At 62.9% G+C, this 19,400-nt stretch carries 20 protein-coding genes, 1 tRNA gene and 1 other annotated feature; of the genes, 10 read left to right on the top strand and 11 right to left on the bottom strand.

Annotated features, from left to right (window positions below; translation table 11 throughout):
* Positions 1-107: 107 nt before the first annotated feature.
* The 4 genes from QUV21_RS14910 to argB all read right to left on the bottom strand — a co-directional run bounded on the left by QUV21_RS14910 (position 108) and on the right by argB (position 3,044).
* Entirely contained in the window at positions 108-611 is a 504-nt protein-coding gene (locus QUV21_RS14910) for a histidine phosphatase family protein (RefSeq protein ID WP_300855994.1), read from the bottom strand.
* Positions 608-1,258, bottom strand: a complete 651-nt coding sequence (locus QUV21_RS14905; protein WP_300855992.1) for a ferredoxin — start codon at positions 1,256-1,258, stop codon at positions 608-610. Before QUV21_RS14905 ends, QUV21_RS14910 begins: the two co-directional genes overlap by 4 nt.
* Entirely contained in the window at positions 1,237-2,028 is a 792-nt protein-coding gene (locus tag QUV21_RS14900) for a sterol desaturase family protein (RefSeq protein WP_300855990.1), read from the bottom strand. The genes QUV21_RS14905 and QUV21_RS14900 overlap by 22 nt, the downstream gene beginning before the upstream one ends.
* A 116-nt stretch (positions 2,029-2,144) precedes the next feature.
* A complete protein-coding gene (gene argB, locus QUV21_RS14895) occupies positions 2,145-3,044 on the bottom strand; it encodes an acetylglutamate kinase (RefSeq protein WP_300855988.1) in 900 nt (299 codons plus the stop codon).
* A 126-nt stretch (positions 3,045-3,170) separates the two neighbouring features.
* Between argB and QUV21_RS14890 the strand changes: the two genes are divergently transcribed.
* Positions 3,171-3,902, top strand: a complete 732-nt coding sequence (locus QUV21_RS14890; RefSeq protein ID WP_300855986.1) for an SDR family oxidoreductase — start codon at positions 3,171-3,173, stop codon at positions 3,900-3,902.
* A gap of 2 nt (positions 3,903-3,904) precedes the next feature.
* On the opposite strand, the gene QUV21_RS14885 is transcribed toward QUV21_RS14890, so the two are convergent.
* Entirely contained in the window at positions 3,905-4,444 is a 540-nt protein-coding gene (locus QUV21_RS14885) for a DUF3833 domain-containing protein (protein ID WP_300855984.1), read from the bottom strand.
* A 115-nt stretch (positions 4,445-4,559) separates the two neighbouring features.
* On the opposite strand from QUV21_RS14885, the gene ttcA reads away from it, so the two are divergent.
* The 5 genes from ttcA to yihA all read left to right on the top strand — a co-directional run bounded on the left by ttcA (position 4,560) and on the right by yihA (position 10,581).
* Positions 4,560-5,441, top strand: a complete 882-nt coding sequence (gene ttcA, locus QUV21_RS14880; protein WP_300855982.1) for a tRNA 2-thiocytidine(32) synthetase TtcA — start codon at positions 4,560-4,562, stop codon at positions 5,439-5,441.
* 97 nt (positions 5,442-5,538) lie between these two features.
* Positions 5,539-7,002 carry an EAL domain-containing protein gene (locus QUV21_RS14875; protein WP_300855980.1) on the top strand — a complete coding sequence of 488 codons (1,464 nt, stop codon included), beginning with the start codon at positions 5,539-5,541 and terminating at the stop codon, positions 7,000-7,002.
* 350 nt (positions 7,003-7,352) lie between these two features.
* Positions 7,353-9,173, top strand: coding sequence for a membrane protein insertase YidC (gene yidC / locus QUV21_RS14870; RefSeq protein ID WP_300855979.1), 1,821 nt, complete (start codon positions 7,353-7,355; stop codon positions 9,171-9,173).
* Entirely contained in the window at positions 9,170-9,934 is a 765-nt protein-coding gene (locus QUV21_RS14865; protein ID WP_300855977.1) for an MOSC domain-containing protein, read from the top strand. Before yidC ends, QUV21_RS14865 begins: the two co-directional genes overlap by 4 nt.
* Positions 9,931-10,581 carry a ribosome biogenesis GTP-binding protein YihA/YsxC gene (yihA, locus tag QUV21_RS14860; protein WP_300855975.1) on the top strand — a complete coding sequence of 217 codons (651 nt, stop codon included), beginning with the start codon at positions 9,931-9,933 and terminating at the stop codon, positions 10,579-10,581. Before QUV21_RS14865 ends, yihA begins: the two co-directional genes overlap by 4 nt.
* A gap of 35 nt (positions 10,582-10,616) precedes the next feature.
* On the opposite strand, the gene yidD is transcribed toward yihA, so the two are convergent.
* From yidD to rpmH, 3 genes are read right to left on the bottom strand one after another with little or no spacing between them, the layout of a single operon-like run.
* Entirely contained in the window at positions 10,617-10,865 is a 249-nt protein-coding gene (gene yidD, locus QUV21_RS14855; protein ID WP_300855974.1) for a membrane protein insertion efficiency factor YidD, read from the bottom strand.
* Positions 10,862-11,269: a ribonuclease P protein component gene (gene rnpA / locus QUV21_RS14850; protein ID WP_300855972.1), complete on the bottom strand. Its 408-nt coding sequence runs from the start codon at positions 11,267-11,269 to the stop codon at positions 10,862-10,864. Before rnpA ends, yidD begins: the two co-directional genes overlap by 4 nt.
* A 33-nt stretch (positions 11,270-11,302) precedes the next feature.
* Positions 11,303-11,437: a 50S ribosomal protein L34 gene (rpmH, locus tag QUV21_RS14845; RefSeq protein WP_125324946.1), complete on the bottom strand. Its 135-nt coding sequence runs from the start codon at positions 11,435-11,437 to the stop codon at positions 11,303-11,305.
* A 250-nt stretch (positions 11,438-11,687) separates the two neighbouring features.
* Here rpmH and QUV21_RS14840 point away from each other — a divergent pair, with 250 nt between their 5' ends.
* The 4 genes from QUV21_RS14840 (at position 11,688) to QUV21_RS14825 (ending at position 15,399) form a co-directional block, all read left to right on the top strand.
* A complete protein-coding gene (locus QUV21_RS14840; protein ID WP_300855971.1) occupies positions 11,688-12,422 on the top strand; it encodes a VTT domain-containing protein in 735 nt (244 codons plus the stop codon).
* 1 nt (position 12,423) lies between these two features.
* Entirely contained in the window at positions 12,424-13,839 is a 1,416-nt protein-coding gene (locus QUV21_RS14835; protein WP_300855969.1) for an FAD-dependent oxidoreductase, read from the top strand.
* A gap of 93 nt (positions 13,840-13,932) precedes the next feature.
* A complete protein-coding gene (locus tag QUV21_RS14830; protein ID WP_300856085.1) occupies positions 13,933-15,273 on the top strand; it encodes a HAMP domain-containing sensor histidine kinase in 1,341 nt (446 codons plus the stop codon).
* Between the two features lie 49 nt (positions 15,274-15,322).
* Positions 15,323-15,399: transfer RNA gene (locus tag QUV21_RS14825), tRNA-Arg, on the top strand.
* Positions 15,400-15,575: 176 nt separating this feature from the next.
* Here QUV21_RS14825 and QUV21_RS14820 read toward each other — a convergent pair.
* The 3 genes from QUV21_RS14820 to QUV21_RS14810 all read right to left on the bottom strand — a co-directional run bounded on the left by QUV21_RS14820 (position 15,576) and on the right by QUV21_RS14810 (position 19,354).
* Positions 15,576-16,430: a universal stress protein gene (locus tag QUV21_RS14820; protein ID WP_300855967.1), complete on the bottom strand. Its 855-nt coding sequence runs from the start codon at positions 16,428-16,430 to the stop codon at positions 15,576-15,578.
* Between the two features lie 11 nt (positions 16,431-16,441).
* Positions 16,442-17,932, bottom strand: coding sequence for a SulP family inorganic anion transporter (locus QUV21_RS14815; RefSeq protein ID WP_300855965.1), 1,491 nt, complete (start codon positions 17,930-17,932; stop codon positions 16,442-16,444).
* Between the two features lie 70 nt (positions 17,933-18,002).
* Positions 18,003-18,060: a sequence feature (sul1 is cis-regulatory element that is thought to sense ions involved in sulfur or methionine metabolism; They are found in Alphaproteobacteria), on the bottom strand.
* A gap of 79 nt (positions 18,061-18,139) precedes the next feature.
* Positions 18,140-19,354, bottom strand: coding sequence for a Xaa-Pro peptidase family protein (locus QUV21_RS14810; protein ID WP_300855964.1), 1,215 nt, complete (start codon positions 19,352-19,354; stop codon positions 18,140-18,142).
* Positions 19,355-19,400: the final 46 nt, after the last annotated feature.

The following is a 19,400-nucleotide window of genomic DNA, read 5'->3' as shown; positions in this document are numbered from 1 at the left end:
TTTCCCACGCCTGAAATGATGCAGGCAAACCTTTACATTTCCCTGATGCCCACAGACAACCCTTTGAAATAACTCAGGGTGATCAGGAGGCCCACTGTGGGAAAGTGTCAGGCAACAATCTCTCGCGGGATGACGAAATCCACCGTCACCCCCGTTCCGTAGCTGACCTTGGACCAGTCATCCACATCGAACTCCGCCACCAGCGTGGCCCCGGTCGGATAGCGGGCGAATTCGGCGTTCGCCGGCGGATGCGCCACCAGCCGTGCCGCAAATTCCGCGATGCCGGGGTTGTGGCCGATCATCATCACCGTGTCCGCCGACGCATGGCGCAGCACCGCCATCATCACATCCGGCCCGGCATGGTAGAGGGCCGGCTTCAACTCCAGAACCGGTGTGCCGGGTAGCGCCGGGGCAATTCCGGAAAAGGTCTTCCGGGTCCGCAGCGCGTCGGAACACAAGACCTCGCCCGGAATATGCCCTCGGCTGGCCAGCCATTGCCCCAGATCCGCCGCCGCGGCCTTGCCGCGGTCGTTCAAGGGGCGGTCATGGTCCGGGGTCAGCGGATCGTCCCATGAAGATTTCGCGTGCCGCGTCAGGATCAACCGCTTCATTTGTGGAACCGCCTCATGTGATAGGCCGACTGTTCAGGCAGTCTTGCATAGCTTTGCGATACCGGGCAAGCGCGGCGAACCAGACAGCCGCCGGTCATGCAGTCCTTCCCCTCGGGCCGGTCAAGGAAGCCGTGGCAGGCGGGAAGGTCGTAGCCCGTGCCGGAAAGGGCGCCAACCGGGCAGGCGGTCAGGCAGGGCGCAGGGCAGTTGTCACAAGGGCGGGAGGCGGGGGCAGGCACCGCAACCGGCTCTTTCAACGCCAATGCGCCGCGAAAGCTGACCATCAGGCCTTGGCGGGCGTGGACCAGAAGCCGGACCGGGCTTTCCCAGACCTGCACGCTGCGCAGCGCCCATCGGTAGAACGGATGATACGGAGGCCCGCCAAAGGGAAACAGCGCCTTGGCCCCAAGGTCGCAGGCCAGCCGCCCGATCACCCGGCGCGACCAGCGGTCAACCGGGTCTGGCGTGCCGTCCCATTCCGGCTGCGAGGTCAGATGCAGCCAGAAGCCGGGTTCAGCCGGGCCGATCAGCAGAAGGGTGCGGGTTCCGGCGGGCAGGCCGTCTTCGTCCTGATTGATGGCGAAACCGCCCAGCACCTCCAGCCATTCCGCCGCCAGCCGCGCCGTCAGCGTCTGAACGGCAACCATAGCGCCCAGCCCAGCTTCATCGGTCGGTCGTCCTGCCATTCCAGCCCCACGGTCATGTCATCGTGTCCTGCCGCAGGTTGCGGCACATAGGTGCGAAAGATGCGGTCCCAGACCGACAATGAAAAGCCGTAGTTGCTGTCATGTTCGTGGCGATGCACCGAATGGTGAACGCGGTGCATGTCCGGGGTGACCAGCACCAGCCGGACCACCCGGTCCAACCCAAGCGGCAGGCGCAGGTTGGCGTGATTGAACATCGCGGTCGCGTTCAGCAGGATCTCGAAGACAATCACCGCAAGCGCCGATGGGCCGATCACATAGACCAGCCCCACTTTCAACAGGGCCGAGGCGGCGATCTCGACCGGATGAAACCGCAAGGCGGTGGTCACGTCGAAATCGCGGTCAGCGTGGTGCACGCAGTGGAACCGCCAGAAGAGTGGCACCTTGTGGGTGATCAGATGCTGAAGCCAGATCGCAAAGTCAAAGATCAGGACGGCAAGAAGCAGTTCCAGCCAGAGCGGCCATTGCAGAGAGTTGAACAGCCCAAGGCCCAGTTGTCCGGCATCCACCGCAGCGGCAACGGCAAGGATCGGCAGGGCGAAGGCCAGCGCGCGGACGGTCAGCGTGTCAATCACCACCAGCGCAAGGTTGGTAAACCAGCGGCGCGCGCGTGGCTGCACCATGGCACGGCGCGGGGCCAGCCGCTCAAGGGCGGCCAGCGCGGCTAGGACGCAGAAGAAGACGGCAACACGAATGAAGATCTCGTTTTCCAAGGGATCAGACCTTTCTGCGCCCTTGCCAACTTAGGGATAGCCGCGCCCGGTTTCCAGCGCGGAAAAATTCTCGAAAAGATATGCATAAGCCTTCAAAGGCTTTTGGCGCGCCGGGGTCAACTGCGGGCGTGGGGCTTGACGCGAGGCGCGGTGGCCCGGATCTGGCTGCCCGCCCCGTGGTCGGTGAACAGTTCCAGCAGGCAGGCATTGGGGATACGGCCATCAAGAATCGTGACCGCCCGGGTTCCCTTTTCAATCGCCATCAGCGCGGTCTCGGTCTTCGGGATCATCCCGCCCGAGATGACGCCGTCTGCCGTCATCTGCCGGATTTCCTCGGGGGTGATCTGGGTCATGACATTGCCATTGGCGTCCTTCACCCCCGGCACGTCGGTCAGCAAGAGCAGACGGTCGGCCTGCAAGGCCCCAGCGATGGCCCCGGCCGCGGTGTCGCCGTTCACGTTGAAGGTTTCGTTATCGGCCATGCCTGTGCCGACCGGGGCGATGACCGGGATGATCCCCGCGCCGTATAGGTCACGCAGAACCTGCACGTTCATCTCTATCGGGCGGCCGACAAAGCCCAGTTCGGGATCGTCTGCCTCACAGACCATCAGGTCATCATCCTTGCCGGAAATGCCAACGGCGCGGCCCCCCGCATCCATGATCGCCTGCACGATGCGCTTGTTCACAAGGCCCGACAGGATCATCTCGACCACCTGGACGGTGGCCTTGTCCGTCACCCGCTTGCCGCGCACGAATTCGGACTTGATGCCCAGCTTGTTCAGCATGTCGTTGATCATCGGCCCGCCGCCGTGAACGACCACCGGGTTCACCCCTACCTGCCGCATCAGCACGATATCGCGGGCGAATTCCGCCATAGCGTCATCATCGCCCATGGCATTGCCGCCAAATTTCACCACCACCACCGCGCCAGTAAAACGCTGAAGGTAGGGCAGGGCCTCGGACAGCATCTTGGCGGTATTCAGGGCGTCTTGCATGGTCAGGGTCTGCTGTTTCATGGGCGGCCTCCGGGACTTGGCCCCCAATAGGACTTTTGGTCGCCCCTGCCAAGCGGCGGATCATGCAAGAGGCAACCTTGCCTTTCCCGACAGGAAGAGTAGGGTTTCGGCAGCAAGTGAGGCCGCATGACCGAACAGAAGACCATCGTCCTGACCGGGGCCAGCCGCGGTATCGGCCATGCCACGGTAAAGCGGTTCTCGGCGGAAGGTTGGCGGGTGCTGACCTGTTCGCGCCAGCCGTTCGACCCGCGTTGCCCTTGGCCGGGGGGCGAAGACAACCATATCCAGCTTGACCTTGCCGATCCGAACAAGACGATTGCCGCCATCGAGACGATCAAATCCAAGGTCGGCGGGCGCATCCATGCGCTGGTCAACAATGCCGGGATCAGCCCGAAAGGGCCTGAGGGTGGCAGGCTGAACACCTTGACGACCGATCTGCGGACATGGGGGCATGTGTTCCATGTGAACTTCTTCGCCCCGGTCATTCTGGCGCGCGGGTTGAAGGACGAATTGGCGGCAACCAAGGGGGCGATCGTCAATGTCACCTCGATCGCGGGGGTCAAGGTGCATCCCTTCGCGGGGGCGGCTTATGCCACGTCAAAGGCTGCCTTGGCGGCGCTTACGCGGGAAATGGCCCATGACTTCGGCCCTTTGGGCGTGCGGGTCAACGCCATCGCGCCGGGAGAGGTGGAAACGACAATCCTGTCACCCGGTACCGACAAGATCGTGGAAAAGCTGCCGATGCAGCGGCTGGGCCAGCCGAAGGAAGTGGCCGATGTGATCTGGTTTCTGTGCTCGGACCAGTCAAGCTACATCTCTGGCGCCGAGATCGAGGTCAACGGCGCCCAGCATGTCTAGGGTCAATCCAGCTTTTCAAAGCTGATCGTGACATCGCCCACATCGACGCCAAACCGCCGCATGTAGGCGCGGTTCAACAGCCGGTCATCCGACAGCAGCCACATCCAGTCATCAAAGGTCACGCGCACGGTATCAAGGCTGCCATCGGCGGCCGGAATCGGCAGGTCGATGGTATAGCGCCAGTTGAATCGGTCACCGTCTTCGGTGCCGGTCGCCTCGCCAATCACTCCCGGAGCGGTGCCGCGCCAACTGTCGGGGCCGGTCTTGACCAGCGTCCAGATGCGCTGTTCGGTCGATCCGTCCTCATAGACGAAATCCTCGACCAGCCGCAGCCGTTCACCGTCCCAGTCGCCCTTGATCGTCACGTCAAACCGGCGGCGGACGGTGCCGAAGATATCCTGAAACTGACCCTTCGCGACCAGATTGCCGTCAAAGAACTCCTCAAGGTTCAGCTTGCGGTCGCTGAGGGCGGGGTCATTGAACGACGGTTTGCCGGTGCAGGCGGCCAGAAGGGCGAGGGCGGAAAGGGCAAGGATGCGCATCTGTATCTCCGTTTCGACTGATACGCGGGCCGAGCGGTTTCGGATGACCGCCCCCGGGGCTTTGCCTTGGCCGACACCTCTGGCATAAGGGCGCATCCCTTGCCCCGGTGCCCGCATGCTTGACGAAACCGACGATATCCACCCGCTGTTCCACGGCGCCCCCAAGGGGCTGGAGTTTCGCAAGATGCGCAAACGGCTGGTCCAGCAGGTACGCGAGGCCGTGGAAACCTATGGCATGGCGCGTGAGGGGGACCGCTGGCTGGTCTGCCTGTCGGGGGGCAAGGACAGCTATACCCTGCTGGCCATCCTGCACGAGCTGAAATGGCGCGGGCTTCTGCCGGTGGACCTTCTGGCCTGCAATCTGGATCAGGGCCAGCCCGGCTTTCCGGCGACCGTTCTGCCAGACTTCCTGACCCGGATGGGTGTGCCGCACCGGATCGAATATCAGGACACTTATTCCATCGTCATGGACAAGATTCCGCAGGGGAAAACCTATTGCAGCCTCTGTTCACGGCTGCGGCGGGGGAACCTTTACCGGATCGCACGGGAAGAAGGCTGCTCGACCGTCATCCTTGGTCATCACCGCGACGATATCCTTGAGACCTTCTTCATGAACCTTTTCCACGGTGGCCGACTTGCCAGCATGCCGCCGCGCCTGTTGAACGAGGAAGGTGACCTTTACCTTGCCCGCCCCCTTGCCTTTGTGGCCGAGGCGGATTGCGAGAAGTTCGCGCGGGGAATGGGGTATCCTATCATTCCTTGCGATCTTTGCGGCAGTCAGGAGGGCTTGCAACGGATGCAGGTCAAGAAACTGCTCGACGAGTGGGAGGCGCGCACCCCCGGCCGCCGTCAGATCATGTTTCGCGCGCTGATGAACGTTCGTCCGTCGCACCTTGCCGATCCCGGACTGTTCGACTTTGCAGGGCTTGCTGCCGCACTTGGCACGAACGCTCTGGCAGATAGCGACAATTCTCTGCAACTTTCGGATGTGCGTTAAGGAACTGATCAGGAACATCCGCCTAGCCTGACCGCGATCCATCGGGCCTTTTGGCCCATCAGTCGCGGGGTGTCTAATGTTGTCGGGTTCCTGGCATATGGCTGTGCTGCTGCGGCGACAGGAGCTTGCCGTTTTTCTTCCTTGTGCTGTGCTGCTGGCCTTCTGGGTCGGCGGCGAGGCTGGGCTTCTGGCGCTGACGGTAGGGCTGCCGCTTGCGGTGGTTCTGGCGCGACAACTCTTGCCACTACCACAAACGGCGGCGGTGTCTGATCAGGTGATCGACCGGCTGGATGCGGTCTTGCGTGACCCTTCGCAACAGACGGGCTGCCTTGTGCTGCAATTTGATGATCCGTCGTGGCTTTGTGACCGGCATGGGCGCGCGCGCCAGTCGGAAATCCTGGCTGGCTGCATCGCGCGGATTCGGGGATCGTTGCGGCCGGGCGACATGCTTTTCCCGCTGGAGGATGGCAGTCTGGTCGTGGTTCTGGGGCCGACGCAGCGACTTGATCTGGAAGCCATTGTCCGCATCGCAGGCCGGTTGCAACTTGTCGCGCAGCAACCGATGCTGCTGGGTGACACCCCGGTTCAGGCGACCTGCTGCATCGGGTTCTGCCTTGCGCGGCAACTGGAAAGCAGGGCCGGAAAGGCGCTACTGGAGGCAGCCCAGGTCGCCGTCGATGAGGCGATGCGCCACCGGCCCGGGGCAATCCGGGCCTATTCCACTGATCTGGCACTGGCGCGTGCCGCACGCGACAGCCTGCGTGCGGGCTTTGCAACGGCCGTCGCGGCCGGGCAGATCCGTGCGCATTTTCAGCCGCAGCTTTCTACTGACAGCGGTGCGGTGTCGGGCATGGAAGCACTGGCGCGGTGGCATCACCCCGATCGAGGCTGTCTGACACCGGGGGAGTTCCTGCCCGCGATCGAAGGCACCGACCTGATGGAAATCCTTGGCCAGGAAATGCTGTCCCAATCCCTCGCCGCACTGGCTGATTGGGATCGTGCCGGGTTCAGGGTGCCGACAGTGGCCGTAAACTTCTCGGCACAGGATCTGCGCGATCCGCACCTGCCCGAACGGGTTGGCTGGGCTCTCGATCGGCAAGACATGGCGCCGGAGCGGTTGACGGTCGAAGTGCTGGAAACGGTCGTGGCCCTTCAGGCGGATGACATCATCGCCCGCAATATCGCCCGACTGTCCGACATGGGCTGTGGCGTCGATCTTGATGACTTCGGCACCGGCAATGCGTCCATCACCTCGATCCGCAACTTTGCGCTGCGCCGCCTGAAGATTGACCGCAGCTTTGTGCGGGCGGTAGACCGTGACCGACAAAAGCAGAAACTGGTGACGGCCATCCTGTCTCTGGCCGAAGATCTGGGTCTTGAAACGCTTGCAGAAGGGGTCGAAACGCAGGGCGAGCATGCGATGCTGGCACAGCTTGGCTGTGGTCATGTACAAGGTTATGTGATTGCCCGACCCTTGCCGCCAGAAGAGGTGGTGCAGTGGTTGTCCGGGTATCGTGACCAGTTGGCAAAAGCGCTGCGCATCAATGTGAAGGCGCGTTGAGGCCGACCGGATATCTTGCCGAATGGATCGTGCTTTCAGCGGGTATCCGTCAGAACGACGACAGGTTGATCAGAAGGCACTGGATTGGGTTGCAGCGAAAGCGGCAGCAGTGGACTGAAGATGACAGGTCTTTGATCGCGGCAAGCGCTCGTGCGGCACGATGAGGTCTTCTTGTGGCACAAGGCCAGACCGAACACCTCCTCCGGGCCGTGGATAGCCTGCTTGAAACCCGCCGACCCGACGGAATTTGACGGGTCGAGCCAGCGATGAAAGGGCGAAAGCCCTTGACCTTTGCCCGCCCCTGTCGTTGAAGCACCGCTGATCCCGACAAGCGGCATGGTGGTTGGCCTATGGAAGAGCAGAACAACAAGAACCTAATCCTCGCGATGGTGTTGAGCGCCGCGGTGATGATCGTCTGGTTTGTGCTGTTTCCCCCGCCTGAGCCGACGGTTGACCTGGCAGCCCCGACTGCGACTGACTTGGGTGTCCCGGTGGCCTCGACCGCCGATCCGGCCGCGGGTGCCGCAACCGATACCGCACCCGCCGTCCCCGAAGCGCCGCGCCTTGCGATTGACACCGCCAAGCTGTCAGGGACGATCTCGCTTCTGGGTGGCCGGATTGATGATCTGTCGCTGAAAACCTACCGCGAGACGATCGAACCGGGTTCGGACACGGTGCGCCTTCTTGCACCTGTCGGGGAGAATCTTGCGTATTATTCGGTCTTTGGCTGGCTGCCCGGCACTGGCCTTGCAGCGGGCGATGTGCCTGATGCCATGACGGAATGGACCATCGCAGGGGGTGGCACCCTTGCCCCCGGCAATCCGGTTTCGCTTCGCTGGGAAAATGGCAAGGGCCTGACCTTCCAGCGGGAAATCGTGATTGACGAAGACTTCATGTTTACCGTGACTGACCGGGTGGACAACAGCTCTGCCGCTGCCGTTACCTTGCAGCCCTATGGCATCATCGCCCGTCACGGCCTCCCGCAACTGCAAAACATCTTTGTGGTCCATGAAGGGGCCGTGCAGCGCAACGACGGCGAACTTCTGGAGACGGACTATTCCGACATCGTCGATCTCGCGGTCGATCCGCGCGAAGGTCTGCCGGCCGAAGTGACCGAGTCGGCCGTGGATGGCTGGATCGGCTTTACCGACCACTACTGGATGACATCGCTGATTCCCGAACAGGGCAAACCGTACAAGTCGGTGCTGAAATATGTCCCCGCCTCGGGGATCTATCAGGCCGAAGTGCGCCCGGCCGCTGTAAGCCTTGCGGCTGGTGCCAGCACAACATCCACCGTCCGCTTCTTTGCCGGCGCAAAGGAATGGGCCACGATCCGCGAATATGAGCGCGAGGGCGGTATACCGGGGTTCCTTGATTCAATCGACTGGGGCTGGTTCTTCTTCCTGACCAAGCCGATCTTTGCCGTTCTGCACTGGCTGAATGCCTTGATCGGCAACATGGGCCTCGCGATCATCGGGCTGACCTTTGTTTTGAAGATCATCGTGCTGCCGCTAGCCTACAAATCCTATGTCTCGATGGCGCGGATGAAAGAGCTTCAGCCCGAGATGGAGGCGCTGAAGGAACGCGCGGGCGAAGATCGTCAGAAGCTGCAACGCGAGATGATGCAGCTTTACAAGGACAAGAAGGTGAACCCCGCCGCAGGCTGCTTGCCGATCCTGATCCAGATCCCGATCTTCTTTGCGCTCTACAAGGTTATCTTCGTCACAATCGAATTGCGTCATGCCCCCTTCGTGGGCTGGCTCAACGATCTGTCCGCCCCCGATCCGTCATCGCTTTTCAACCTGTTCGGACTCTTGCCATGGGACGCGCCGGTCACAGGATCGCTGTTGCACCTCTTGTTCATCGGCGTGCTGCCGATCTTGCTGGGTGCCAGCATGTGGCTGCAAATGAAGCTGAACCCCGCGCCCACCGACCCGATTCAGGCCTCGATCTTTGCCTGGATGCCGTGGATCTTCATGTTCATGCTGGGCGGGTTTGCCAGCGGTCTTGTGGTCTACTGGATCACCAACAACACGATCACCTTCATGCAGCAATATGTGATCATGCGCAGCCACGGCCACAAGCCTGACCTGTTCGGCAACATCAAGTCGGGCTTCAAGAAGAAAGAGCCGGCACCGGTGGCCGACAAGTCGAAGGCAAAGAAGAAGTGACGGTTCCGGCAACCGGGCAGGTCGCGAAACTGGTCCGGCATCCGATCAAGTCTGCCGGGTATGAACTGGTTGACCGGGTCGCGCTGACCAGGGACACGGCTTTCCCGTTTGACCGGGTCTGGGCCGTTGCTCATGCGGCAGCCCGTCTGCCCTTGCCTTTGGCATGGGCGCCGAAGTTGCAGTTTCTGCGCGGCTGGGGGTCGGCTGATCTGATGGCGATCTCCTGTGTGTCCGATGTGGCGAATTCTGCTGTGACCCTGTCGCATCCGCGCTGCCCGACTGAAACCTTTCGCCCTGACGATCCTGCCGATGCCGCCCGCCTGATTGACTGGCTGCGCCCGCTTTGGCCAGAAAACCGGCCCGAGCCCGCGCAGGTGATCCATGTGCCGGGGCAGGCACTGACCGATCAGGATCAGCCCTTGGTGTCGATCAACAGCCTGTCGTCGCTTGCCGACCTGTCGGCACGGATGGGGCGCGATCTGTCGGTTCATCGCTGGCGCGGCAACATTTGGGTTGATGGCTGGGCACCCTGGGCCGAGCTTGACCTGATCGGTCGTGAAATCACGGTTGGGACCGCCCGGCTTGTGGTCGTGGAACCCATCGGCCGCTGCCGGGCCACCGGGGCAAACCCCGATACCGGCGTGCAGGATGCTGACACCATGGCGGCACTTGAGGCGGAATACGGCCATACCGACTTTGGCATCTTTGCCCGGGTCATCGCATCGGGCGACGTGGCCCTTGGTGACGAGGTGCGCATATGAGCATGACCTTCACCCTTGCCCCCGAGGCCGAGGAAGACGCCCGCGAAACCGGGCGGCTGATGTTCGCCGGGCCGGTGACTTTCGTCAAAGGCGTGGTCGCCATGTCAGGCCTGCCGCCGGCAGATCGGCTTGAGGTCTGTTTTGCTGGCCGGTCAAATGTCGGGAAATCCAGCCTGATCAATGCGCTGACCGGGCGCAAGACGCTGGCGCGGGCCTCGAACACGCCGGGCCGGACGCAAGAGATCAACTATTTCGCGCTGGGCGAAAGCCGCTATCTGGTAGACCTTCCCGGCTATGGCTATGCCGAAGCCCCGGTGGCCATCGTGGCCAAATGGCAGGCGCTTTTGAAGCAATACCTTGCCGGGCGACAGACCCTGCGCCGGGCCTTCGTGCTGGTTGACGCGCGGCATGGGATCAAGGCGGTCGATGCCGAGATCCTTGCGCTCCTTGACCGGTCAGCCGTCACCTTTCAGGTGGTTCTGACCAAGGTGGACAAGATCCTGCGGTCGGAACGTGAGGCGGTGATCGAGCAGGTCAAGACCGCCTTGGCCAAGCATCCCGCCGCCTACCCCGAGATCGTGGTCACCAGTTCCGAAAAGGGCGAGGGGATCGAAACCCTGCGCGCCATCATCGCCACGCTGGAGTGACGCCAAACCCAGCCGGAAATCCGCCGCCTTGGGGTTCAGTGCCTTGCGTCGTGGTCAGGGTCGGCCCCCGGCACCGGGTCATAGCCATGCCCGCCCCAAGGGTGGCAACGGCACAGCCGATGCACGGTCAGATAGCCCCCCTTCAGCCCGCCATGCCTGTCAAACGCCTCAAGCGCGTAGGCCGAACAGGTGGGTTGAAAGCGGCAGCCATGCCCGACCCAAGGCGACAGGATCAACCGGTAAGCCCGGACGGGCAGGGCCAGCACATGCGCAAGCGGGGTCATGCCTTGCCCCGGTGGACGCTGCGCAGGGCCAGTGCGAGGTCTTCGCAAAGGTCGGCGTAGGGGCGGGTCACGGTCGCCTCTGGACGGGCAACCAGAACGTAATCCCAACCGGGCAACGCCACCCCCGGCAAGCCTTCGCGGGCCAGCGCCCGCAGGCGGCGCTTGGCGCGGTTGCGCAGAACTGCATTGCCGATCTTCTTGGAGGCGGTAAAGCCGACGCGCACGCAGTCGGTTCCGTCGGCGCGGTTGCGCGCCTGCAAAAGGAACCCGCTGGTTCCCTGCCGCCGCGCAGAAGCGGCCTTCAGGAAATCGGCACGCTTGCGCATCACGCAAAGCGAAACCGCCGGGGAACCCGTGGGTGCCTCGGCATCACTGCCTTGGCCCTGGTTCTCCGGCGGTGTCATGTTGCAACCCCTGTCGCCCCGAAGGGCGCGTGATCAGGCGGACAGCTTGTGACGGCCCTTGGCGCGGCGTGCAGCAAGGACCAGACGGCCGTTCTTGGTGGCCATGCGCGCACGAAAGCCGTGGCGGCGCTTGCGAACCAGGTTCGACGGTTGAAATGTGCGCTTCATCGCGGCTCTCCATCAGACGGCACCCGAGCCCGGATTCGAGGGCTCAGAACTTGAAGCCCGTGCTTTACGGGCGGTCGCGCCCCAAGTCAACGCAGGCCGTGCGATTTTCCTGCAACAAATCGAGCGGCACCTGCTGCAAATGTTTCAGTTGACCGCCGCCGCCTGCCTTGCGGATCAATGCGGCGTGATGGCCCTGTCAAACGACAGTGTCGCAGGTCATGTTCACGCGATGCAAGAAAGAACCCATATCATGCCGGACGAAGACACTTCGAGTGCTGGCAAAAAGCCGGGGTGGCTGCGAAAGCTGCCATTCCTGATCATTCTGGCCGCAGCGGTGCTTGGTGCCTTTCTGCTTCGCGACCAGATCAGCTTCGAGGCGCTTGCCCGCCACCGAGAGGCGCTTATCGCCTATCGGGATGCAAACTATGGCCTGACCATTCTGGGCTTCATAGCGATCTATTTCGGCATCGTCGCGCTCAGCCTTCCTGGGGGGACAGTGGCCACGCTGACCGGCGGGTTCCTGTTTGGCCTTTTCCCCGGGGTGCTTTTCAACGTGATCGGGGCGGGAACCGGGGCTGTGGCGGTGTTTCTGGCTGCGAGGTCAGGCTTTGGGGCCAGCGTCTCTGCCCGGATCGCGGCGGCTGGCGGTGTGGCGGCACGGTTGCAGACCGGCTTGCGGGAGAACGAATGGTCGGTCCTGTTCCTGATGCGAATCGTTCCGGCGGTGCCTTTCGTTCTGGCCAACCTGATCCCGGCCTTTGTCGGGACCAGCCTGACGCGCTTTGCCGTATCGACCTTCCTTGGCATCATTCCCGGCGCGCTGGTCTTTACCTCTGTCGGGTCCGGTCTGGGCGAGGTCTTCGCGCGCGGCGAGACGCCGGATCTTGGCATCATCTTCACCCCGGCGGTGCTGGGGCCGATTCTGGGTCTGGCAGCCTTGGCGGCGCTGCCCATGGTCCTGCGCATCATCAAGAGGGCAAGGTAACATGGACCGGATCGAGACGGATATCTGCGTGATCGGTGCCGGGTCCGGCGGGCTGTCAGTGGCGGCGGGTGCCGTGCAGATGGGCGCGCGCGTCGTGCTGATCGAGGCAGGCGACATGGGCGGCGATTGCCTGAACACAGGCTGCGTCCCCTCCAAGGCGCTGATCGCTGCGGCGAAGGCGGCCGAGGTGCAGCGGCGGGGGTTTCCGGGGATAGGCGCTGGTGAACCGCAGGTGGATTTCGCGGCGGTCAAGGAACATGTCGCCGCCGTCATCGCCCAGATTGCCCCGGTGGACAGTCAGGAACGGTTTGAAGGTCTGGGCTGCACCGTGATCCGCGCATTCGCCCGCTTCACCGGTCCGCGCGAGGTGGAGGCTGGCGGCACCCTGATCCGCGCCCGCCGCTTTGTGATCGCCACCGGGTCGCATCCGTTTGTGCCGCCGATCCCGGGGGTGGAGACAACGCCCTACCTGACCAATGAGACGATCTTTGCCCTGCGCGAAAGGCCGGGGCATCTGATCGTGATCGGCGGTGGCCCTATCGGAATGGAGATGGCGCAGGCGCACCGGCGGCTGGGCTGCGAGGTGACCGTGATCGAAGGGGCCAAGGTGCTGGGCCGGGAAGATCCCGAACTGGCCGGGCTGGTGATCGAGGCTTTGCGGGCCGAGGGCATCAGCTTTGTCGAGGGCCAGCCCGTTGTGCGGCTTTCCGGCAGCGAAGGCGCAGTAGAGGTCACGCTGGGCGATGGCTCGCAGGTCACCGGCACGCATATCCTGATGGCCGTGGGCCGCAAGGTGGCGCTGGCGGGCATGAACCTTGAAGCGGCGGCCATCGCCCACACGGCAAAAGGCGTGACAGTTGATGCGCGCCTGCGCAGCACCAATCGGCGGATCTTTGCGATAGGCGACGCGGCGGGGGGCTTGCAGTTCACCCATGTCGCGGCATGGCATGCGGGTATCGTGATCCGGCAGGCGGTGCTGGGCCTGCCCGCCCGCGCCGACGCGCGTGCCATCCCCCGCGCGACCTTCACCGAACCGGAGCTTGCCCATATCGGCCTGACCGAAGCCGAAGCGCGCGCCGCCCATGGTGCCGCCCTGACGGTCGTGCGTGCCGATTTCCACCACAACGACCGTGCCATCGCCGAACGCAAGGCCAAGGGTCTGGTCAAGGTGATGGTGGTCAAGGGCCGCCCGGTCGGGGCCTCGATCGTCGGACCGCAGGCGGGAGAGTTGATCGGGTTCTGGTCGCTTGCCGTCTCCTCCAAGCTGAAGATGTCGGCCGTGGCGGGGATGGTCGCCCCTTATCCGACATTGGGCGAAGTATCGAAACGCGCCGCAGGAGCCTATTTTTCCCCGAAACTCTTTGATAATCCTGTGCTAAAGCGGGTTGTTCGGCTGGTGCAGCGCCTGATCCCCTGAAAACAGGCAAGGAAGAGGTCGGAGACGGTGAGACGGAGAAAGTTCCTAAACACCCTTTCCGGGCGCTTCCTGATCCTGACCGTCATCTTTGTGATGCTGGCCGAGATCCTGATCTTCGTCCCCTCCATCGCCCGCTACCGTGCCGATTACATGCTGACGCGGTTGAAGCAGGCCCAGATCGCGGCACTGACCCAGCTTGCTACCGAAGACATGATCATGCCGGAGCTTGAGGCCGAGCTTCTGGTCAACGCCGAGGTTTACAACGTTGTCCTGCGCCGCGATGACGTGCGGCAACTGATCCTGTCCTCTCCCGTTCCCGGAGAGATCCACAATACATTCGACCTGCGGATGGCCGGCCCGTGGGAATTGATCCGCGATGCCTTTGCCTGCCTGTTCGACGCTGAAAACCGGATCGTGCGCGTCATCGGCTACCCGGTGCAAGATGCCGGAACGCTGATCGAAGTGACCATGGAAACCAAACCGCTGCGCGATTCGATGGTCGATTACGGTCTGAGGATCCTTGTGCTGTCGGCGCTGATTTCCGTGGTGACAGCCTTCCTTCTGTTCCTTGCGGTGCAACGCCTGCTTGTCCTGCCGATCCGTCGTGTGGTGCGGCATATGCAAACCTATGCCGAAGCCCCCGAGGATGCGCGCCGGGTGATCGAACCGAACGCAGATGTCGAGGAACTGCGCGTGGCCGAAGAGGCGCTGAAGTCGATGCAGATGCAATTGACAGGGGCGCTGCGGCAAAAGGAGCGTCTGGCGCAGCTTGGCGGGGCGGTGGCCAAGATCAGCCACGATTTGCGCAATATCCTGACCACGGCCCAGCTTTTTGCCGACCGCATTGAAGGCAGCGCCGATCCAGTGGTGGCCCGCTCGGCGCCGAAGCTTGTCAATTCGATCAGCCGCGCGGTGTCCTTGTGCGAATCGACACTGGCCTTCGGCAAGGCCGAGGAACCGCCGCCGCAACTGCGCCGGCTCAATCTGGCACAGCTTGCTGGCGAAGTGGCCGAGGGTGAAGGGCTGGGGGCAGAAACCAGCATCACGGTTCTGATCGACGTGCCAGCCGGCCTTACGATCAGAGCCGATGGCGAGCAGCTCTATCGCGTCCTGTCCAATCTGGTACGCAATGCCCGGCAGGCGATAGAGCCAACAGGCCAGCCCGGCACCATCGAGATTGCGGCGGGTGAGGATGACAACGACTGGTGGATCAGCGTCGGTGACACCGGCCCCGGCCTGCCGCCCAAGGCACGCGAGCATCTGTTCTCGGCCTTTCAGGGTGGGGCGCGAAAGGGCGGCACAGGTCTTGGGCTTGCCATTGCCGCCGAATTGGTGCGCGGTCATGGCGGGCGGCTGGACCTTGCCCGCAGCGATGTCGAAGGGACCGAATTCATCATTCACCTGCCGAAGGCGACAACGGACAGCGAGGGGTGATTTGCCCCTTGCAAACCCTGCCGCGCTTCTCTACATCGCCCGGTATTGCGGACCCGTAGCTCAGCTGGATAGAGCATCAGACTACGAATCTGAGGGTCGGGCGTTCGAATCGCTCCGGGTCCGCCACTTCCCCTTGATCATGTTTGAAGCACCGTTTGGCGCCGGTTTGTGATGCATCTCGGTGCGAAGGTTGTGTCGCGCAACTGGTGCGGCTCGGGTCTTGATGCCCGTCATCCTGAGTGGGTGGCGGCAGAAATGGCGCACGGATCCGCCACGCAAGAGGGTCGGCCCGGATTGCCAGGTCAGCGGTAAAGGAGCACCGGGATCTTGCAGGCCCTGATCATCGCCGTGGTTGTTGATCCGATGATCAGGTTGCGGATCCGGGAGTGGCCGTAGGCCCCCATGACCAGAAGGTCAAACCCTTGGCTTGCGATCATGCGATCCAGCGCCACCTCGGGTTCGCCTGCGACGATCTCGGTTGTAACCTGCAACCCGCCTGCGGCCAAACGGGCCTGCGCGACCGCCATCCTTGCGCGGACCGCCGGGCTGTCGGTTCCGGCATGGACCAACACTGCCTGCAAGCCATCAAACACCGGGCTGGCTGCCATCCGGTCCACTGCGCGCTCGGCGCTGTCGCTGGCGTCGAAGGCGATCAAGACCTTGGTGATCGGCTTGAACGCCCGCGCAGCGACGAACACCGGAACCGTGGCGCTGCGGATGATCCGTTCAAGGTTCGACCCAAGATGTTCAAACGCCCCGCCGCTGCCTTCGCCCCGCTTGCCAACAACCAGCGCCCGCACCTCGGGCTGTAGTGCGGCAAGGGTTTCCACCAGATCGCCGTAGCGCAGCTTTTGGGTGACGGATGAGATGCCCTCTGCCTCGATCAGCGCCTTGGCATCGTCAAGGATGGCGTGGCCCTGCACTGTCACCAGCTTGGCCCGCTGCGCCTCCAGCGTGACCAGTTCTTCCATCAGCGCGGTCCGTGCGCCCAGCTTCAGCGCGCCGGACAGATCGCCCGTTCCCTTGGCGTGGATGTCGGGCAACAGGTGCAAGACATCCACCCCGCCGCCCAGCCGTTTCGCGATCCATGCCGCCGTATGACAGACGCTGGTCGCATAGGTCGACCCGTCAACGAGTGCGAGAATTTTCGTGTTCACAATCGACCCCCTCAATGCGCCATCAACTTGTCCAGCGCGCCCGGCTTGTCATGCAGGGCAAGCTGGTCAACGATGGTTTCCGACGCTTCGTTCATCCCTGCAATCTCGACCTCGGCACCGTCACGACGGAACTTCAGCACCGCCATGTCCAGCGCCTGCACCGATGAGATGTCCCAGATATGCGCCGCCGTCACGTCGATTACCACGCGGTCCAGCGCCTCCTTGAAGTCGAAGGCGGCCATGAAATCCTCGACCGAGCCGTAGAACAATTGTCCCTCGACCCGGTAGGTGCGCTGCCGCCCGTCGGCGCTGATCGTGCTGGTGACGCGGAACAGCTGCGCGATCTTGCCGGCAAAGAAGATGCCCGACAAGAGAACGCCCAAAAGCACCCCGATGGCAAGGTTATGCGTGTAGACCACGGCCACAACCGTCGCCAGCATCACCACGGAAGATGACCGGGGATGTGTGGTCAGGTTCTTGATCGACGACCATGAAAACGTGCCGATCGACACCATGATCATGATCGCCACCAGTGCGGGCATCGGAATCTGGCTGACCCACTCACCCAGCGCCACGCAGAAGATCAGCAGCATCACCCCGGCAAAGGCGCAGGAAAGCCGCCCCCGCCCACCCGATTTCACGTTGATCATGCTTTGCCCGATCATCGCACAGCCCGCCATGCCGCCGATGAAGCCGGTGGCTGTGTTGGCAAGGCCCTGACCGATACATTCCTGATTGCGGTCCGTTTTGGTGTCGGTCAGGTCATCGACAAGGCTTTGCGTCATCAGGCTTTCCAACAGGCCCACGACGGCTACTGCCAGCGCGTAAGGGAAGATGATCTGCAAGGTTTCCAGCGTCAGCGGGATGTCCGGGATCAGGAACACCGGCAAGGTATCGGGCAAGGCCCCCATGTCGCCCACCGTGCGCACGTCCCAGCCAAAGGCCATCACCAGTGCGGTCAGGACGATGATGGTAACCAGAGGCGACGGGATCGCCTTGGTGACATAGGGGAAAAGATAGATGATCGCCAAGCCCGCCGCGACCAGCACGAAGGTCAAAGAGGTGACCTTGGTCGGGTCCAGTTCCGGCAGTTGCGCCATGAAGATCAGGATCGCCAGAGCGTTCACAAACCCGGTCATCACCGATTTCGAGACGTAGCGCATGACAAAGCCCAGCCGCGCCACTCCCATCCCGATCTGCAACAACCCGGCCAGAACCGTGGTGGCCAGCAGGTATTGCAGCCCGTGGTCCCTGACGAGTGTCACCATCAGAACCGCCGTCGCCGCGGTCGCGGCCGAGATCATTCCGGGCCGCCCGCCTGCAATCGCAGTGATCACGGCAATGGAAAAGCTGGCGTAAAGACCGACCTTGGGGTCGACGCCCGCGATGATGGAAAAGGCAATCGCCTCGGGGATCAGGGCAAGGGCCACGACAAGGCCCGACAACAGGTCAGGCTTGATATTGCCGAACCATTGGTCGCGGTAAGCGTTCATCGAAATCATGTGCAATCCGTTCCAGACCGATGCGGCACAGGCGGGCCGTATCGAGGGTGTGTTCTAATGTCTGCAAGACGGTGGTCCGGCGGATCGGCGGCCGGAAGAGCCAGCCGGGAATTGCACCCGGCTCCATGTTCATTGCGTCGCCCATAACCCGATTTCGGCCGATTGCCAACCTCTGACGGCTTTCGGCCGTAGCGCAGGCAGGGAAAGCTAGTCGTTCAGGATCAGCCCCAGCCCGTGGCGCGACAAACGCTCGATCCCGGTTTCACCGACCAGCACCGAATGGCCAAGCGTCATCGCCTTGCCTGCGTCACTGTCCATCAGGATCATGTGCAGAAAGAACACCTGACCGGCCTTCATGATCAGGGGATTGCCCTGATAGAACATCGGGAAATCCACCCAGATCGGGTTATAGACCGCGCCCATCCCATATCCGCAGGCCCGCAAGCGTGCGTGCGACAGGCCGTGGGCGTCAAAGACCCGGGCATGGGCGTCATAGACATCGCCCATTGGCTGACCGGGGCGGATGGCAGCCTCGCAGGCCTCCAGCGCTTCGACGGCGGCGGCATGCATCCGGCGATGGTGGTCCGTCGCGCGGCCCACAAGGACGGTGCGCATCATCGCGGCATGATAGCGGGCATAAGCGCCCGACCATTCAAGGGTCAGCTGATCCTCGGCGTCCAGATGTCTTCGGCCGGAATAATACCGACACAGCAACGCGCCGGGGCCAGAGCCAAGGATGAACTCGTTTCCGGCATAATCGCCGCCGCCCTTGAAGACTGCGCCTTGCATGGCGGCAAGGATATCGCCCTCGAACGCGCCGGGGCGGGCCATCGCGATGGCCTGATCCAGCGCGTCGTCGGAAAGGGCGGCGGCGCGGCGGTGCATGGCAATTTCGGCCGGGGATTTTACCCTGCGCAGTGCGCGGATCAGGTCTGACGCGTCGATCAGGCCGGGCAGGGCGCGGTGCAGCATCCGGCCGTTGCGGTCTGTCAGCCCCGCCGTATCGCTTTCATAGCCGATGGGGCCGCTGACCCCAAGATCGGCCAGAAGCCGCGCAAGGTCCGTTGCGGGATAAGCGCCTTCGATGTCTTGCCAGATGTGGATTTCGCTGTCGCCAAGGGTCGAGGTCAGTTGCGCCTGCCTCAGGTCGGGCGTGCGGGTCAAAAGGTGCAGATCGCCCCGAGCGGTCAGCACCATGCACTGAAACATTGCAAAGCCGAAGGTGTCATAGCCCGAAATCCAGTAGTGGCTTTCCGGGGCAAACATCAGCAATGCCTCCAGCCCCGCCGCCTGTAGCGCGCTGCGAGCGAGGTCTTTGCGGGCGGCGTATTCCTGATCTGCAAAATGTAGCGGCATGTCGGCAACAAAGCCTGTCGCCGCGATTTGGTCAATCGGCAACTGCGTTGGTTGATTGGCTTGCATCCGGTTCGCCTCCGGGCGACCAAGGGGCGTTGAATGGACGAGGCAG

Source organism: Tabrizicola sp., from assembly GCF_030373185.1.
In the GTDB taxonomy this organism is placed as follows: Bacteria; Pseudomonadota; Alphaproteobacteria; order Rhodobacterales; family Rhodobacteraceae; genus Tabrizicola.
This window is presented reverse-complemented; position numbering and strand designations above follow the sequence as displayed.

Excerpts from the sequence above, each read along its gene's own strand:
- yidC (WP_300855979.1), top strand. The coding sequence starts at position 7,353 with ATGGAAGAGCAGAACAACAAGAACCTAATCCTCGCGATGGTGTTGAGC.
- QUV21_RS14835 (WP_300855969.1), top strand. The coding sequence starts at position 12,424 with ATGGACCGGATCGAGACGGATATCTGCGTGATCGGTGCCGGGTCCGGC.
- QUV21_RS14910 (WP_300855994.1), bottom strand. The coding sequence starts at position 611 with ATGAAGCGGTTGATCCTGACGCGGCACGCGAAATCTTCATGGGACGAT.
- QUV21_RS14885 (WP_300855984.1), bottom strand. The coding sequence starts at position 4,444 with ATGCGCATCCTTGCCCTTTCCGCCCTCGCCCTTCTGGCCGCCTGCACC.
- QUV21_RS14875 (WP_300855980.1), top strand. The coding sequence starts at position 5,539 with ATGGCTGTGCTGCTGCGGCGACAGGAGCTTGCCGTTTTTCTTCCTTGT.
- yihA (WP_300855975.1), top strand. The coding sequence starts at position 9,931 with ATGAGCATGACCTTCACCCTTGCCCCCGAGGCCGAGGAAGACGCCCGC.
- QUV21_RS14905 (WP_300855992.1), bottom strand. The coding sequence starts at position 1,258 with ATGGTTGCCGTTCAGACGCTGACGGCGCGGCTGGCGGCGGAATGGCTG.
- QUV21_RS14815 (WP_300855965.1), bottom strand. The coding sequence starts at position 17,932 with ATGATTTCGATGAACGCTTACCGCGACCAATGGTTCGGCAATATCAAG.
- QUV21_RS14890 (WP_300855986.1), top strand. The coding sequence starts at position 3,171 with ATGACCGAACAGAAGACCATCGTCCTGACCGGGGCCAGCCGCGGTATC.
- QUV21_RS14810 (WP_300855964.1), bottom strand. The coding sequence starts at position 19,354 with ATGCAAGCCAATCAACCAACGCAGTTGCCGATTGACCAAATCGCGGCG.
- yidD (WP_300855974.1), bottom strand. The coding sequence starts at position 10,865 with ATGACCCCGCTTGCGCATGTGCTGGCCCTGCCCGTCCGGGCTTACCGG.
- QUV21_RS14830 (WP_300856085.1), top strand. The coding sequence starts at position 13,933 with ATGCTGGCCGAGATCCTGATCTTCGTCCCCTCCATCGCCCGCTACCGT.
- ttcA (WP_300855982.1), top strand. The coding sequence starts at position 4,560 with ATGCTTGACGAAACCGACGATATCCACCCGCTGTTCCACGGCGCCCCC.
- rnpA (WP_300855972.1), bottom strand. The coding sequence starts at position 11,269 with ATGACACCGCCGGAGAACCAGGGCCAAGGCAGTGATGCCGAGGCACCC.
- rpmH (WP_125324946.1), bottom strand. The coding sequence starts at position 11,437 with ATGAAGCGCACATTTCAACCGTCGAACCTGGTTCGCAAGCGCCGCCAC.
- QUV21_RS14840 (WP_300855971.1), top strand. The coding sequence starts at position 11,688 with ATGCCGGACGAAGACACTTCGAGTGCTGGCAAAAAGCCGGGGTGGCTG.
- argB (WP_300855988.1), bottom strand. The coding sequence starts at position 3,044 with ATGAAACAGCAGACCCTGACCATGCAAGACGCCCTGAATACCGCCAAG.